This window comes from Streptomyces erythrochromogenes (assembly GCF_040684695.1).
Taxonomy (GTDB): domain Bacteria; phylum Actinomycetota; class Actinomycetes; order Streptomycetales; family Streptomycetaceae; genus Streptomyces; species Streptomyces erythrochromogenes_C.
Genome location: NZ_JBFBGM010000021.1, coordinates 12,462 through 27,724 on the forward strand (window position 1 = coordinate 12,462; position 15,263 = coordinate 27,724).

The window sequence follows — 15,263 nt, forward strand, 5'->3', positions numbered from 1 at the left end:
ACCGCGCACACGGCGATTTCGGGGGCGGCATGAACACAGGCACGACGGGACGGCTTCGGTCCCTGGACATCTGCTCGGGGGCCGGTGGGCTGGCACTGGGTCTCGAACAGTCCGGTTTCGACCCCGTCCTCCTGCTCGACAACCGCGATGTCGCATGTCGAACCCTGCGCACCAACCGGCCCTCCTGGAATGTCCTCGAAACGAACCTGCTTGACTTCGACCCGTCCGAGCACACCGAGACCTACGACGTGGACCTCCTGTCCGCCGGCCTGCCGCGTGTGAAGGCCACGGCCGCCGTGGCGCGCCGTGACAGCGAAGCCGAAATCGAACTGCTCCGAGCCACGATGCTGCTCCTCCACGGTGTGCAGCCCAGGGCGCTGCTCGTCGAGAATGTGCCCGACCTGGTGACGAAACGAGATTACGAGGCGATTCGCTCGTACGTAGCCGACGAATTGACACACCTTGGCTATCGACACACCTGGTTCGTCGTGAACGCGGCGGATTTCGGCGTCCCGCAAACGCGCCGACAAGGCATTTTGGTCGCTTTCAAGGGCGATGCGCTGGATGCCTTCGTCCAGCCGAATCCGACCATCGAACCACACACGACCGTCGGTGAGGCACTGCTGGAATCGATGGCTGCCGGCGGCTGGCGAGGGGCACACAAGTGGGCAGAGCAGGCGGATCAGCCCGCTCCCACTCTGGTCGGCGGTTCCTGGGAACGTGGGGGCGCGGACCTGGGGCCGACGGGGTCCAAGCGCGCCTGGGCACGCATGGGAGTGGACGGAGGGACGGTGGCCGACTCAGTCCCGGACGCCGACTTCGAATGGGATCCCGAACTGGGACGGGCCGGGATGATGCCGCTCACCGTCGCCCAGGCCGCCTTGCTCCAGGGGTTCCCGCCCTCGTGGCGGATCGAGGGTCGCAAGACCGCGATGTACCGGCAGGTGGGCCACGCCTCACCACCGCCCGTCGCACGCGCCCTGGGCACGGCCATCGCCACCGCCCTGCGCTCCTGAAGACGGGGAAGGAAGCAATGGGCCTGCAGCTCGGTGACTACACTTGCCCCTCATGACCAGAAAGCAGCCTCAGCCGTCTCACCATGGGCAAATCCGCGTAATGGATCTGTTCGCCGGGGCTGGGGGCTTTTCCTCCGGGTTCAGCCGCTACACGCCCGGAGGGGGGTCCGGTCCGTTCACCTCGGTAGCCGCCGTCGAGTTCGACCGGGCTGCAGCGGCGACCTACGCGGCCAACTTCGGTGGTTCGCATGTCTTCGCGGGCGACATCGCACACTTCGATCCCACCCCCTACAAGGGTCAGGTCGACGTGATCATGGGCGGACCGCCGTGCCAAGGCTTCTCCGGACTAGGCAAGGAAGATCCGACCGACCCGCGCAACGAACTCTGGCAGGAGTACGTTCGGGTGGTGGCCAAGGTCCACCCCAAGGTGTTCGTGATCGAGAACGTCGACCGCTTCCTGAAGTCCGCGCAGTACGCCGAGCTCCTCTCGGCCGCCAAAACGCCTGGGCATCCACTCCACGACTACACGGTGGTGCCCGCCGTGCTGAACGCCGCCGACTACGGAGTTCCTCAGGCACGGCGGCGCGTGATCGTCATCTGCACCCACAAGGACTTCGCCGAGCCCCTGCGACACCCGGCGCCGACACACCACAAGAACGGCTACGAGTCGGACGGGACGCAGGACGCCCTCTTCGACTCCGTGCCCGGTGGACAGACCCTGCCTCGCTGGGTTCCGGTCTCCAAGGTCTTCGAGCTCTCCGCCAAACTCCCGATCCTGCCGCGCATGCCCGATCCGCGGGGCGACGGGGACTCCACCGGCTCCGTACCCGGGCACTACCTGACGACGGATCTTCATTTCGGGAGGAACCCGGAGGATCTGTCCCGCGCCCGATACATGGCAATTCCCGAGAACGGAAACCGGAAGAACCTGCGCGGGATCAGCTATCGCCTCGACCGATCGGGGCGCATTCGCCTCTCCACGGACAAGGACTACGGTCGCCTGAAGGGGCAGGAGCACTACCTCTCCACGGACAGCTGGGACAAGCACAATTCCGGATCAGGCGACGTCATGGGCCGCATGCGGAAAAACGCTCCTTCCGTGACCATTCGAACAGAGTTCTACAAGCCCGAAAAGGGGCGCTACCTGCACCCGACGGAGGACCGCCCGATCACCCACTATGAGGCCGCCCTCATCCAAGGGTTCCCCGAGACCTTCAAGTGGTACGGGACCAAGATCGAGATCGCCCGTCAGATCGGCAACGCCGTACCCGTCGGCCTCGGCAGGGCCCTGGCCGAAGCCATCCACACCTTCCTGGCACGCAACAACTGACCAGGCTTCGAGCCGCCCGTCAATGATGGTCCGACGGCTTGTCCAGGCTCACCCCCGCCGGCAGCCGAGGGGTGGGGACGTTCTTCTTCCCGGCAGAACGATCCCGGATCGGCGCCTCGGCCAACAACTGCTCGAAGATCGGGACCAGAGCGTCGATCGAAGTGCGACTCACTTCACCGTCCTGGGGGCCTACCGGCAGTCGATCCCAGGGTGCCGCCGGGGCGTCCTCCGCGTCGTCGATCCAGTCCTGGAGCGCGTCGGTGTCGGCCGGCCGATCCGGCGCCAGCACGTCGTAGACCAAGGTACTGCCGGCCGCGTTCACCGCTGCGGAGAGCGCGTTGGCCAGGTCGCCCGGACGGGACGCCCCTGCGGCAAGTCGCCGATCGAGAACCTGCAGGATTGCCTGCGCCGTCGGGCGGTGATCGATGACATCCAGACGCATCGTGGTCTGCAATACGTCCTGCACCCGGCAGGCGGTCTCGGTCGGGCGGTAGTCGGCTCCGTCACGGAACAACTCGGCGGCCCACCAGAGCCGAGAAAAAGCCTGCGTGTAATGCGGCCCGCAGAAGCGGGCCGCCGTCGCGGCGCCCGGCCCACCGTCCGTGTCCGAGCCCCTGTGCCGCCACACGACGTAGTCGGGGGCAACCACCATGGCGATGAAGTTCCACAGTCGCCCGTCCGCGGCCTCCGCCCGCGTCATCCGCAAGGTGGCGTGCAGTCGAGGTGCGATCCAGCCGTCCGCAGCCGTGCGACGGTCCTCGAATCGGCGCATCGCCTCGTCCACCAACACGCGCACCGGGTCGGTTCGCCAACGGTGGGCAGCGCCCAGCGTTTCGGCAGCCCTTCGCAATGCCACCTGAGGCGGTCGCTCTTGTCCGGTCTGCACGGCTCGACCGATGTGCTTGGCCACCGCAGCATCCGCCAACAAGGCGAGAGTCGGCGGGAGTTCCGGGACATCAATACGGTTCATCGCGGACCACCGGCTCCTTCGAGGTTCTGCACGGAACGCACCGCATTGGTCAGGTTCCTCGTCGCGCGGCTTCGTCGTCCTGCTGCGAACTGGACGCCCGTCTGGATCTCCGCCCAGCCGTAGCCCTTGGTACGTCGTTCGACAATCTCGTAGAGCGCGTCGGTCGGTTGGCGGCCCGGCAGCACGTCCGGGAGCATCGACCGGAGCACCGACTCCCGCCAACCCTTCGGCAGTACCGGAGTGCCGTCCTCGTCCGTGTCGAGATCGCTCACGGCTGTGTGGAACATGGCGGTCCATGCGTCCTGGGCAATCTGGGTGGCTGCGAGGTCACGCAGCATGCGTTCCCCCGGACTGCCACCGGACCCCCGAAGTGCGGCGATCAGCCCCTCGACGGCCCCGGTGTTGAGATACACGGTCGGAACGTCACCCGTGGTCTCGACGATCCAGGCAGACTCCTTGTAAGGCCGAAGCCATTCGAGGTCACCCTCCTTGAAGTCCACCTCGACGATCTCGATCTCGCGCTGCCGGGCAGGCGTCGACGCCTTCAGATCGACGTACCAGTCCTGCACGGCAGACCCCACCAGCCGGCCTGCAACGCCGTCGACCGTCGCGACGACGGAGACTCCGAGTGTGGCTCGCCGCAGGTGAGTCACACTGTCCAGTTCGATGGTGCCCTGCATCGTTCCGTCCGCCGACCGCGACAGAACCGCAGTCGTGCGGGCGTTCGTCGCTTTCTCGGAGAGTACGGCGAGGAACACCACGTCGGACCACGGTCCCGAGCTGATCTCCGATTCCGGGACGGTCACCGACAAGCGCAGCCGAGCCCGCTCCCACGCTCCCCGCCCCGCCTGGTGCAGGGCGACCGCGCGGTCGGCAGCAGAGATCATCGCGTAGGGCAGTTCCCGGTTGTCCACCGAAACGGACACCACTCTCAGCTCCACGTCTCCGAAGATCGTCGGATAGGGGAACACCGCCGTCACGCCGCACCTCCGCGAGCCTTCTGAACCTCCACCACAAGTCGCGCGTACCCACTGCGTACGGGGTGCGTGGCGGGGTTTGTGACACCTCGGAAGACCGCTCTGCGCACTCCGGGTTCCACCACGAGGTCACCGTTCTCCACTCGGCAGTCCTCGTCTGCTTCCAGAGACGACCATCCGACCACCGGACGGCCTCCCGAACGTACGTCGAACTTCGCCACGGGCGTCAACCTCCACGGGTCTTCGGCCGCGGGGAGCCTGACCTCAACGGTCACGCTCCAGGCGCCCGATTCCACCACCCGTGCCGTCACTCCGCGGATCGTGGGAAACGCCTGCGCCCGCCGTGCCGATCCGTTGGGTGCATCCCAGGTCAACAGCTCGCGCAGGGCGGCTGGGCCGCCCGCCCGCTTCGTCTCGCGCCTGCCCACCAGAGCGCGCACGGCCTTGTCGACATCGCTGCGGAACTCCTTCAGACGGCTCACGGCGCCACGCTCGTAAAGCGAAGTGAGCTCCTCCGTCCGGTCCCAGCGGTCGTGCTCGGGCGGCTCCGAGGCGCGCAGGAACTCTTCGGCCAAGGCGACATCGTCGCCGTACCGATCCGTCGCATAGCCGGCCAGCAGCACGGCCTGGAACGGCATCGTTCCCAAGGGCAGCTCGCGGGGGCGATGCTCCGTGATCGTCATGCGGTTTCCCCGCATGCACACCACCCGGCTGTGACGCTCGTCTGCGTCCGCAGCCGGAGTGAGCAGGAGCACCGCCATGTGTTCGCGACCCTTGTCCCGGGCCCTTCCGCGCCCCTTCAGGGGCGTCACGATCAATGGCACCTCGGCACGCGCCACCTGGTCTTCCGAAGTGAGGCTGTCAACCGTCTGACCGTCGAGGTGGGCTTGGAGTGCGCGACTCAAGGCGGGATGACGGGTGTACGGGTCGACCCGCTCTTCGGAGACGACGACCTGCCCATCGCGAAGGGTGGAAACCCGCGCCTCCAGCAATGGACCGGCAGCGGCACCTCCGATCATCGCCGCCCAGAAGGCGTCGGCCAGCGATCGCACGAGCTTGTCGTGCAGGTCACGCAACTCCTCGGCGTCTCCGGACGCGTCATGGGCACCGACGACCAGAAAGGACGTGCCCGGTTGGCTCGTGTGCCGGTCGAGGTGCAGGCTCCGCACCGCCTCCTCGTCCGCCCACCACGAGCGAGAGACGTCTTTGTGTGCGGGGTCCGTGTCCGGCTCGCCGAACCAGGCCGGCCCCGCGAAAGCCTCACCGTCGACCTGCCGCCACGGCAGGTCGAGCCGTCCGATGACCCGTCGCTCCGTCCTGCCTTCGTGCGGCTCGGAAAGCGTCGAGTTGATGAGGACGAGGCCGAAGCGACTGGCGGCCCACAAGGTTGCCTTGCCCAGCCCGTACGAGCCGCCCGCACGGCCTCCGGACTGCTTGTGGCTGTCGAGCTGACGCCTCACGACGGCGGCGAATCGGCCGTCGTGGTATTCCGGCCCCGTCAGTCCGTTGGCGTTGAAGTCGTCCACCCGCAGGAGGAGCAGGGAGTTCTTCGATTCGAGTTCGTCAAGCGCAGCCCGCAGGCTCCTCGACACCTTCTGTTCCGCAGAGGCCGCGCGTTCGTAGTGGGGGCGCAGTTCGTCCCACTGGAGTGCAGCCAGGAACGACGAGAGGTGCTCGCCCGTCAACTCGTGCAGGGTGTAGTGCACTCGTACCGGAGCACCTGCGTCGAACCGCTCGTCCAGCGCATTCTGGGTGGCCTCACGGGCCAATACGGACATGTCGGCGTCGAAGGCGAAGGCAGCAGCATTGCCGTACTCACGCCCGCCGTCGGCATGGGCCGTCCGGTGATGCCACCGCAACGGGCGGTTGGACGCCACGTCGGTGGTCCGACTTTCGACCAGGGCGGGGTTGGTGCCGAATACCTCCGCGAGCGCCCTCTTGGTCTCCTCCCGAGGCTCTGCCCGCCCGTTCACCCAAGCGGAAACAGCCGCACGGGTCAGCCCGAGTCGGACGGCCAGGTCGGACTGGGACATGTCCATACGGTTCAGCTGTCGTGCGAGCCAAGGACCGAATTCCTCAACAGGGTGCTCCATGCATCGCCCTCCGCCGTCCCACTCCTCGACCTACGTCGTGATCACCTTAACAGGACTCATTTGACAAGGAGGTTGTTGTCAAATATTCGAGACGGATCCCTGCTCCGCAGCCCTGGAACGCGAATCGGCCCGGCGGCTCGCGACCACGGCGAGCACACGCAAGGCCGCCTCGTCTGCCTGTTCGTGCTCCCAGACCCGGACGGCGAGCCACCCCGCCTCGGCCAGGCGGGCATCGGTGTCGCCGTCGCGGCGCCGATTGCCCTCGATCTTCGCTCTCCAGAACTCGGCATTGTTCTTCGGCCATGTGGCGTGCAGGGGGCAACCGTGCCAGAAACAGCCGTCGACGAACACCGCCACCCGCGCCGGCCCGAACACGATGTCGGCTTCGCGCCTGACGCCCTTCACCGGCCGCCGGTGCACCCGATATCGAGCCCCCGCGGCGTGCAGCGCCTTGCGCAGTGCGATCTCGACGCCCGTGTCGCGGCTCTTCTGGCGACTCATTCGAGCACGCACGGTAGTCGTCGTAGCCAATTTCTCCACGCCACCATTGTGGACCGGCCGGATTCCCATTCGGTATGGCGTCACAAAACCGCCGACGCCCGTGGCCCCGGCGATCGGAGGACTCGGCTTGAGCGAGGCCGGACCCGTCGGCGGGCTAGCGGTCCGCCGTGGCGTAGGTGGTGGCGGCCACTGCGGCGGCTGCCGTGAAGACGGCCGGCCAGGCGCCGATCTTCTTCGCCAGGGGGTGGGAGCCGGCGAAGGCGGCGACGTAGGCCGCGCCCAGCAGCGCCGTCGTCGTCGGCGACGTGCGGCGGTGCCACTCGCGGGCGGCGAGGGTGCCGGCCGCCGCGAGGACCACGCCGCCGAGGGGGCGCTTGCCGGTCCAGCGGGCTGCGGCGTAACCGCCGACGAGGCCGCCTGCGGCTACGACCGATGTGGGGAACTGCGCCATCGTGGGGGCCTCCTGCCGTTCGAACGTGACCGAACGAGGCTAACGCGCCCGGCGGGCGAAGCGGCGCCCGGCCGCCACCGCCAGTACGACGGCGGCCCCGCCCAGCACGTTGTCGGGCAGCGCGTCCTGCAGGGACCGCGGCAGCACCGCCACCACCCCCAGGATCACGAAGAACGCCACCGCACAGGCGGCGGCACCCATCAGGACTCGGCTCAGGAGGCTGTTGCGCACACCGGGCTCAACGCCGGGCCGGGCGGGCCGATACGGGTGGCCCACGACACGTACGGAAGTCGGATTTGTCGCACACCCTCCGGATCTGCGGACCTCCCTTCCCGGGAACGCACCGGGCGTAGATTCGGTCTTCGATACGGGCGATACGACCCAAGCCACCCAAGCCGGCCCAAGGAGCTGCAAACGTGATCTGTTACGGACCGGCCGTCCTCGACCTCACGGACGAACTGGCCGACGCCTACGGCGAGGTCTTCTCCGCACCGCCGTGGAACGAAGATGAAGAAACCATTCGCCAGTTCGCCGTGCGGCTCCAGGCCGACAGCCGCCGCACCGGTTTCCGTACCGCCTTTGCGCAGTCGCCCCTCGGCGTCGACGGATTCGCCACCGCCTGGCTGACCCCGCGCGTCTTCCCGACCGGCCGCGCCTACGGACAGGTCGCCGCGCAGCTCGGCCGGCAGCGCGTACGGGACCTGCTCGTCGGCGCCCTGGAGATCGACGAACTCGCCGTACGCCCGCACGCCCGCGGGCACGGCACCGGGCGCGCCCTGCTGGCCGAGATCACCGCCGACGCCCCCGACGACCGCGCCTGGCTGCTGACCGCCCGGGTGGCCACCGACACCGTCGCCACCTACCACCGGCTCGGCTGGCACGAGGTGAAGCCGCTGCCCGGCACGGAGAACGGCGTCGTCGTCTTCCTCGCCCCGAACCACCCCTCGGCCTGAGCGTCGGCCGCCCGCCACCGGGCATACCGGGGGCATGATCACCCGTATCGCCCGCATCGCCCAACGCCAGCTGAACATGGCCACCCACCACCAGCTCCGGCAGGCCGGCATCCCGGCCGCCACCATCAGCGGCCGCAGCCGCCGCGGAGGACCCTGGCAGCGGCTCCTGCCACGGGTGTACCTGCTGCAGACCGGCCCACCCGACACCCGGCAGCAGGCCCTCTCCGCCGTCCTGTACGCCGCCCCGCCCGCCGCGGACCCGCTCTCCGGCACCGCCGCCGCGCTCACCGGCGGCGCCGCCCTCGCGCTCATCGGCATCCGCGACGCACCGCCCGACCCCCTGGACGTCCTCGTGCGCGCCCCGCGGTCGGTCACGGCCACCGGCCGCGTCCGGCCCGCCTCCACCACCCGCTGGCCCGCGACCATCACCATCGCCGGGGTGCCCAGCACCCGCCCCGTCCGGGCCGCCACCGACTTCGCGGCCCGCACCGACGACCCCGACCTCGTACGCTCCGTCCTCGCGAACGTCGTCCAAGGCGGCTGGTGCCACCCGCACGACCTGCACGCCGAACTGCGCGCGGGCCGGGTCCGACACCGCCCGGCCGTCCGGACGGCGGCCGCCGAACTGGTCGCCGGGGTCCGCTCGATCGCCGAGGGCCGCGCCCGCGACGCCCTCTCGGCAACGGACCTGCCCGCTCCGCTCTGGAACGCCCGGCTCCACGGACCCGACGGCTCCTTCCTCGCCAGCCCCGACGCCTACTGGCCCGAGGAGGGAGTGGCCCTGGAGATCGACTCCGCGGAGTACCACTACACGCGCGACTCCTGGCAGGCCACGCTCCGCCGCCGGCTGCGCCTGGAGGCCCGGGGCGTCCTCGTGGTCAGCACGACGCCCGGGATCCTGCGGGAGGAGCCGGCGGACCTGATCGCCGCCCTGCGCGCGCTGCTCGCCCTGGGCGCCGCCCGCGCCGCCCCGCCGGAGGTCACCGCCCGCGGACACGCCCAGCTGGAACTGCCGCTCGCCGCGTCCCCCTACGCTCCGAAGGCGCGGGAGACCGTGTAGATCAGCAAGCCCGCCAGGGCGCCGACCACCGTGCCGTTGATACGGATGAACTGCAGGTCGCGGCCGATGTGGGCCTCGATCTTGCGGGAGGTGTGCTCGGCGTCCCAGGCCGCCACCGTGTCGGTGATCAGCGAGGTGATCTCCCTGCGGTAGGTGGTGACCACGTAGACGATCGCCCCCTCGATCCAGCCCTCCAGCTTCGCCTGGAGGCGCCCGTCGGTGGCCAGGCGCGCGCCCAGGGACATCAGCGAGGCGCGGACGCGCAGGCGCAGCTCGCTCTGCTCGTCCTCCGCCGCCGAGATGATCATCGAGCGGATCGCGGACCAGGCGGAGGCGATGACGTCCTGGACCTCGTCACGGGCCAGGATCTCGGACTTGAGGCGCTCCACCTTCGCGCGCGTCGCCGTGTCCGACTGGAGGTCGGACGCGAAGTCCCGCAGGAAGCGGTCCACCGCCGCGCGCGCCGGGTGCTCGGGCATGTCCCGCATCTCCGTGACGAAGCGGAGCAGCTCCTTGTAGACGCGCTCGCCGACCTTGCGGTCCACGAACCGCGGGGTCCAGCCGGGGGCTCCGCCCTGGACCGCGTCCGTGATCGAGTCCCCGTGGGTGACCAGCCAGTCGTGCGCCTTGGCGCAGACGAGGTCGACGGCGCGGCGGTGCCCGCCGTCGGCGACGACCTTCTGCAGGGTCTTGCCGAGGCCCGGCGCGATCTCGGCGGTCTCGGCGCGCCGGGTGATGGCCTCGCCGACCACGGCCTGGACGTCGGAGTCGCGCAGGACGGTCAGCGCGCCGCGCAGGGCCGTGGCCAGTTCGGCCGTGACGCGGTCGGCGTGCGCGGGCTCGGCCAGCCAGGCGCCGAGGCGGCCGCCGATGGCGAGGGAGTGCAGGCGGGCCCGGACCACGTCGGCGGAGAGGAAGTTCTCGCCGACGAACTCGCCGAGGGTGACGCCGAGCTGGTCCTTCTTGGTCGGGATGATCGCGGTGTGCGGGATGGGCAGGCCGAGCGGCCGCTTGAACAGGGCCGTGACGGCGAACCAGTCCGCGAGCGCGCCGACCATGCCGGCCTCCGCGGCGGCGGCCACGTAGCCGGCCCAGCCGCCGGCGCCCCAGGCGTGCTGGGCGTACTTGGCCAGTACGTACACCAGCGCGACCAGGAGGAGCAGGCCGGTCGCGGTGGCCTTCATCCGGCGGACGCCGCGGCGGCGCTCCTCGTCGGCGGCGTTGAACACGAACGCTCCGCGGGCGGGGGGCGGTGACGGTGGTGGCTGCGGCGCGGGCGGCGGGGCGATGGCCCCGGCCGCGCCGCCGCCGCTGGGCGTGCCGCGGCTGGGCGTGCCGCCTGCCGAGCCGCCTGCTGGGCCGCCTGGTGTGCTGCGGTTGTCCACGTGCTCCTGCCTTCCCCCGGGGGCGCCGGTTTTGTCTGCATAGCATCCGACTCCTGGGAGGCCGGTGGAGTTCCCGCCACGCCCTTCCGCTCCCGCGGGGGTGGCAGTCCGGGCGAGCCCGGGCCCGGGTCGGCCGTTCCGCGGCGAGGTACGCCTGGGCTGCCCGCTCCCCGAACCCCACGGTGTCGCCACCGCGCGGGTGGCGGTCCGGGCGAGCCCGGGCCCGGCCGTCCGCTCCGCGGCGGGTACGGCTCCGCTGCCCGGACCCAGCCTTCCCGCTCCCGCGGGGGTGATGCTTCGGGGTGCCCCGGCTCCGGCCCGGCCGAACCGCTTCCGCGGGCAGCGGTCGGGGGTACGGCCCCTGGCCCGGCCTTCGCGCTGCGCGGGGCGGGATCCGGGCTCGGTGCGGGTTCCCTCGCGGGAGGCCGGGCGGGATTCGGGCTCGGTGGCGGCCGGGTCGCGGTGCCGCCGAGGGGTGTCTCCTCGGCTCGGCGCGTGCGGGCATGTCTCGGCTGTGCAGGGTGGTTGCGCGCTCGTCCTGCGGGGACACCCCTCACCGTCCCCGCTCCAACAGCGCGAGCCCGGTTCCGCGAGCGCCGAAGCCTGGGCGTGGGGTGGGGACACGGCGGAGTGTCCCCGCAGGACGAGCGCGCGACCACGGCCGCCTGGCCGCGACACCCCGCAGGCGCCGAGCCGAGGAGACACTCCGGCGGGGCACTGCCCCACCCCTCGCATCCCGCCCCGCGAAAACCCGGCCCAATTCAGCCTCGCCGGCGATTGAGGCGCGGGGTCCGGGGCGGAGCCCCGGGAACACCGGCCGAGCCGAGGAGACGAGCAGACGCTCCGCGGAAACCCGCAACCCAGGACGGTCAGAGTTCCTTGCGCAGGGACGGGCCGCCCAGGGGGCGCTTGGGCTTCTTGATCTTGACTTCCACGCCGCCCCAGAAGGCGAAACCCGTCACCACCACCCGCGGAGCGCCCGGCTCCGTCGGCCCCGGGCTGTCGCGCTGGTCGAAGGCGCCCATGAAGCCGAAGCCCCGTACGTCGACGTCCACCCCCGGCGGCACCGTGATCTCGATACCGCCCATGATCGCGACGCAGTTGATCACCACCTCGCGCTGCGCGAAGTCCGCCTCGCGCAGGTCCAGCTCGCCGCCGCCCCAGAACGCCACCGCGTCGAAGCGGGCCGGGACCGTCCACCTGCCCTTGCGCTGGAAGCCCGACATCACCGCGACGGCCAGCGCCGACGAGCCCGTCCCGCCGATCCGGCCCGGCCAGGCCGTGCCCGCCGCCGCGGCCGGCGCAGCCGCCGGCACGGCCGCCGCAGCCGCACCCGGGGCCGCCGGCAGGTCCGCCGTCAGCGGTTCCAGCTGGGCGTACGTACGGGACTTGTACGCCGCCTCCAGCCGCTCCTCGAACTCCTCCATGTCGAGCCGGCCCTCGGCGACGGCGTCCCGAAGACGCTCCACCACCCGGTCCCGGTCGGCATCCGACGCCCTCAAGTCCGGCAACTGCTTCTCCGGCCGCTCGTCACTCATGCGCCCAGACTATGCACCGGCGGGCGGGAGTTGTATGGTCCGGCCCCTGAGACCGCCCCCGAGCGAACCCTGAGAGCGCCCCCGAGGACCGGCTCCGACGGCCCGCCCCGGCCGTCAGCCCCGCCCCGCGTACATCCGCGCGATCACGTCCTCGATGTCCGGCTCCCGCACCGACAGGTCCACCAGTGGGTACTCCGCCGCCACCGCCGACACCAGCGGCGCGGCCGACGCACCCGCCGGGAAGGCCAGCCACTGCCTGGGACCCTCCACCTTCACCACCCGCGCCCCCGGCACGCTGATCGGCGCCAGCTCCCGTTCCAGGTCCACCACCAGCGTCCGCTCGCTCTCCCCCACCGACCCCGCCGCGTGCAGCCCGCCCAGCGCCCCGTCGTACATCAGCCGCCCGTGGTCGATCACCATCACCCGCTCGCAGAGCTGCTCGATGTCCTGCAGGTCGTGCGTGGTCAGCAGCACCGTCGTACCGCGCTCCTCGTTCAACTGCCGCAGGAAGCCCCGTACCTTCGCCTTGCTCACCACATCGAGCCCGATCGTCGGCTCGTCCAGGTACAGCACGTCCGGATCGTGCAGCAGCGCCGCCGCGATGTCCCCGCGCATCCGCTGCCCCAGCGACAGCTGGCGCACCGGCACGTCGAGCAGCTCACCCAGGTCGAGGCGGTCCACGCACCGCTCCAGGTTCTCCTCGAACCGCGCCTTCGGCACCCGGTACATCCGCCGCATCAGCCCGTACGAGTCCTTCAGCGGCAGGTCCCACCACAGCGTGGTGCGCTGCCCGAAGACCACCCCGATCCGCTGCGCGAGACGCACCCGCTCCCGCGCCGGGTCGATGCCCGCCACCCGCAGCCGGCCGCCGCTCGGGGTGAGGATCCCGGTCAGCATCTTGATGGTGGTGGACTTCCCGGCCCCGTTGGGCCCGATGTAGCCGACCATCTCACCGCGCGCGACCGTGAAGCTGATCCCGTCCACCGCCCTGACCTGGCGTTTCTCCCGGCGCATCAGGCCCACCCGGCGTCGTACGTCGAAGACCTTCTCGACCCCGTCCAGCGAGATCAGCACGTCGTCCACGGCCACCTCCCCAGCCACATCCACATCCACGTCCACCACGGCTCAGCTCCCCGTGCTCCGGTACGAACGGACTCCCGCGCGCCAGGCCAGCGACGCGGGCACGAACACCGCGAAGGCCACCAGCGGGCTCAGGAACGCGGCCCACCCCGGCAGCCCCAGCGGATCGGGCCGCCCCAGCACGTACAGCGCGGGCAGCCAGTTGACGAAGGCCAGCGGGACGATGAAGGTCACCGCGCGCAGCAGCTCCGTCGCGAAGATCGTCGGCGGGTACTGCAGCATCGTGCAGCCGCCGTAGGTGAAGGAGTTCTGCACCTCCGCCGCGTCCCCGGCGATGAACTGGAAGGCCGCCCCGGCCACCATCACCGCCGCGAAGATCGCCGCACCGGCCAGCACCATCACCGGCACCAGCAGCACCTTCCCGGCCGTCCAGTCCACGTCCAGCGACCACAGCGCCCAGCCCAGCAGTCCCAGCCCCTGCGCGATCCGGCCCAGCCGGCGCAGCGCGAAGCGGTCGGCCGCGACCTGCGCGAGCAGCGGGACCGGCCGCACCAGCATGGTGTCGAGCGAACCGTCGCGGACCCGCAGGCCGATCCGGTCGGTGTTCCCCAGCAGCAGGTCCGCCAGCCCCAGCGACGCCGAGCAGGACCCGTACAGCAGGGCGACCTCGGGCAGCGTGAAGCCGCCGAGGACGTCCACGTGCGAGAACATGATGAAGATCGCGACGAAGTCCAGCAGCGTGATCGCCGCGTTCCCCAGCGTCGCCAGGACGAAGGACGTCCGGTACGTCATCGTCGACCGGACCCACATGGCCACGATCAGGCCGTAGCCGCGCAGCCCCTCCCGGACCCGGCCGCGCGCCCGGGCCGGCACCTCCGGGGCCGCGAACTCCCGCTCCGGTACCGCCTCGGCGGTCCCGACCGCCTCAGCCACCCTGGACCACCACCTTCCGCGTCGCCGCCGACTGCAACAGCCGCCCGATGCCCAGCAGTACGAGGACCCAGCCGGCCTGGAAGCCCAGCGCGCCGACCGCCGCCCCGGCCCCCGAGTGCACCCCCAGCAGGACGTCCATCGGAACCTGGAGCATCGCCGACCACGGCAGGACGCGCACGAACTCCCCGAAGGCTCCCGGGAAGACGGTCAGCGGCAGCAGCATGCCCGAGAAGAAGACCGAGACGACGGTCGCCATCAGGTTGATCCCGGCCCCGTCCAGCAGCCAGAAGGCGAGCAGCCCGAGCAGGTAGCGCAGCGCGAAGCTCACCACCAGCCCGAGCCCGACGGACACCAGGAACAGCAGCCAGCGCCACGGGTCCCAGGGCAGCGCCAGCCGGAAGGCGAGCGCCCCCGCCACGAGCGGGACCAGCCCGCGCCCCAGCAGCTGGAAGGCGGCCCGGCCCAGGTCGGCCGCGAGCCACCACATCTGGAGGTCCGCGGGCCGGTACAGGTCGACGGCGATGTCGCCCGTGCGGATCCGCTCCTGGATCTCCTCCTGGAACCCGCCGCCGATCAACGCCCCGGCGGCCAGCAGCGACTGGCTCACCCACACGAAGGTGAGGGCCTGTGACTGGTCGTAACCGCCCAGCCCCGGGCGCTGGTCCCACAGGGCGATGTACGTGAACGCGACGATGAAGCCGAACACGGTGTTGGTGAACACACCGGCCGCGGTCGCCGTGCCGTAGGTGGCGTAGCGCCGGAATCCGCCCGCCGCGACCGCCGCGTAGAGGGCCACGCTCCGGTCCGCGCTCCGGCCCGCTCCCCGGCCCGCTCCCTGGCGCACTCTCTGGCGCACTCTCTGGCGCACTCTCTGGCGCACCGTATCCCCTCCGTTTTCCGCGTCGTTCCTACGTCGGCCAGGTCGGCCGAGTCGGCCAAAGCGCGCGAGCTTAGTGCGGAGGGGCGAGCCACGCGA

Annotated in this window: 15 protein-coding genes; 4 read left to right on the forward strand and 11 right to left on the reverse strand. The window is 70.9% G+C overall.

What is annotated here, in order from left to right; genetic code table 11:
- The first annotated feature begins 29 nt into the window (after window positions 1-29).
- Both AB0O53_RS26830 and AB0O53_RS26835 read left to right on the forward strand, forming a co-directional pair.
- A complete protein-coding gene (locus AB0O53_RS26830; RefSeq protein WP_365198861.1) occupies window positions 30-1,016 on the forward strand; it encodes a DNA cytosine methyltransferase in 987 nt (328 codons plus the stop codon).
- Between the two features lie 52 nt (window positions 1,017-1,068).
- Complete coding sequence (locus tag AB0O53_RS26835) at window positions 1,069-2,346, forward strand: DNA cytosine methyltransferase (protein ID WP_365198863.1); 1,278 nt, start codon at window positions 1,069-1,071, stop codon at window positions 2,344-2,346.
- 19 nt (window positions 2,347-2,365) lie between these two features.
- Here AB0O53_RS26835 and AB0O53_RS26840 read toward each other — a convergent pair whose 3' ends face one another.
- The 6 genes from AB0O53_RS26840 to AB0O53_RS26865 form a co-directional block, all read right to left on the reverse strand.
- Complete coding sequence (locus AB0O53_RS26840; protein ID WP_365198865.1) at window positions 2,366-3,316, reverse strand: DUF6339 family protein; 951 nt, start codon at window positions 3,314-3,316, stop codon at window positions 2,366-2,368.
- Window positions 3,313-4,296: a hypothetical protein gene (locus AB0O53_RS26845; RefSeq protein WP_365198868.1), complete on the reverse strand. Its 984-nt coding sequence runs from the start codon at window positions 4,294-4,296 to the stop codon at window positions 3,313-3,315. The genes AB0O53_RS26840 and AB0O53_RS26845 overlap by 4 nt, the downstream gene beginning before the upstream one ends.
- The gene (locus AB0O53_RS26850; RefSeq protein WP_365198870.1) at window positions 4,293-6,386 is read right to left on the reverse strand and encodes a helix-turn-helix domain-containing protein; all 2,094 of its coding nucleotides are present in this window, start codon (window positions 6,384-6,386) and stop codon (window positions 4,293-4,295) included. Before AB0O53_RS26850 ends, AB0O53_RS26845 begins: the two co-directional genes overlap by 4 nt.
- A 78-nt stretch (window positions 6,387-6,464) precedes the next feature.
- Window positions 6,465-6,887 carry a very short patch repair endonuclease gene (locus tag AB0O53_RS26855; RefSeq protein WP_365198873.1) on the reverse strand — a complete coding sequence of 141 codons (423 nt, stop codon included), beginning with the start codon at window positions 6,885-6,887 and terminating at the stop codon, window positions 6,465-6,467.
- 154 nt (window positions 6,888-7,041) lie between these two features.
- Window positions 7,042-7,338 (reverse strand): hypothetical protein, encoded by a 297-nt coding sequence (locus AB0O53_RS26860; RefSeq protein ID WP_359117877.1) that lies wholly within the window; start codon window positions 7,336-7,338, stop codon window positions 7,042-7,044.
- A 39-nt stretch (window positions 7,339-7,377) separates the two neighbouring features.
- A complete protein-coding gene (locus tag AB0O53_RS26865; RefSeq protein ID WP_365198876.1) occupies window positions 7,378-7,569 on the reverse strand; it encodes a hypothetical protein in 192 nt (63 codons plus the stop codon).
- A 185-nt stretch (window positions 7,570-7,754) separates the two neighbouring features.
- Here AB0O53_RS26865 and AB0O53_RS26870 point away from each other — a divergent pair, with 185 nt between their 5' ends.
- Window positions 7,755-8,291 (forward strand): GNAT family N-acetyltransferase, encoded by a 537-nt coding sequence (locus tag AB0O53_RS26870; RefSeq protein ID WP_350998968.1) that lies wholly within the window; start codon window positions 7,755-7,757, stop codon window positions 8,289-8,291.
- A gap of 34 nt (window positions 8,292-8,325) precedes the next feature.
- The gene (locus AB0O53_RS26875; protein WP_365198879.1) at window positions 8,326-9,351 is read left to right on the forward strand and encodes a hypothetical protein; all 1,026 of its coding nucleotides are present in this window, start codon (window positions 8,326-8,328) and stop codon (window positions 9,349-9,351) included.
- Here the strand turns inward: AB0O53_RS26875 and AB0O53_RS26880 are convergent.
- From AB0O53_RS26880 to AB0O53_RS26900, 5 genes are all read right to left on the reverse strand, one after another.
- Window positions 9,321-10,580, reverse strand: coding sequence for a DUF445 domain-containing protein (locus tag AB0O53_RS26880; RefSeq protein ID WP_435886676.1), 1,260 nt, complete (start codon window positions 10,578-10,580; stop codon window positions 9,321-9,323). The two genes, AB0O53_RS26875 and AB0O53_RS26880, sit on opposite strands and share 31 nt — an antisense overlap.
- A gap of 1,025 nt (window positions 10,581-11,605) precedes the next feature.
- Window positions 11,606-12,274: a DUF1707 SHOCT-like domain-containing protein gene (locus tag AB0O53_RS26885; protein ID WP_365198881.1), complete on the reverse strand. Its 669-nt coding sequence runs from the start codon at window positions 12,272-12,274 to the stop codon at window positions 11,606-11,608.
- Window positions 12,275-12,388: 114 nt separating this feature from the next.
- Window positions 12,389-13,357 carry an ABC transporter ATP-binding protein gene (locus AB0O53_RS26890; protein WP_365198883.1) on the reverse strand — a complete coding sequence of 323 codons (969 nt, stop codon included), beginning with the start codon at window positions 13,355-13,357 and terminating at the stop codon, window positions 12,389-12,391.
- 42 nt (window positions 13,358-13,399) lie between these two features.
- On the reverse strand, window positions 13,400-14,287 hold the full coding sequence (locus AB0O53_RS26895) for an ABC transporter permease (RefSeq protein WP_434094459.1): 888 nt from the start codon (window positions 14,285-14,287) through the stop codon (window positions 13,400-13,402).
- A complete protein-coding gene (locus tag AB0O53_RS26900) occupies window positions 14,280-15,083 on the reverse strand; it encodes an ABC transporter permease (protein WP_350999225.1) in 804 nt (267 codons plus the stop codon). Before AB0O53_RS26900 ends, AB0O53_RS26895 begins: the two co-directional genes overlap by 8 nt.
- Window positions 15,084-15,263 lie beyond the last annotated feature (180 nt).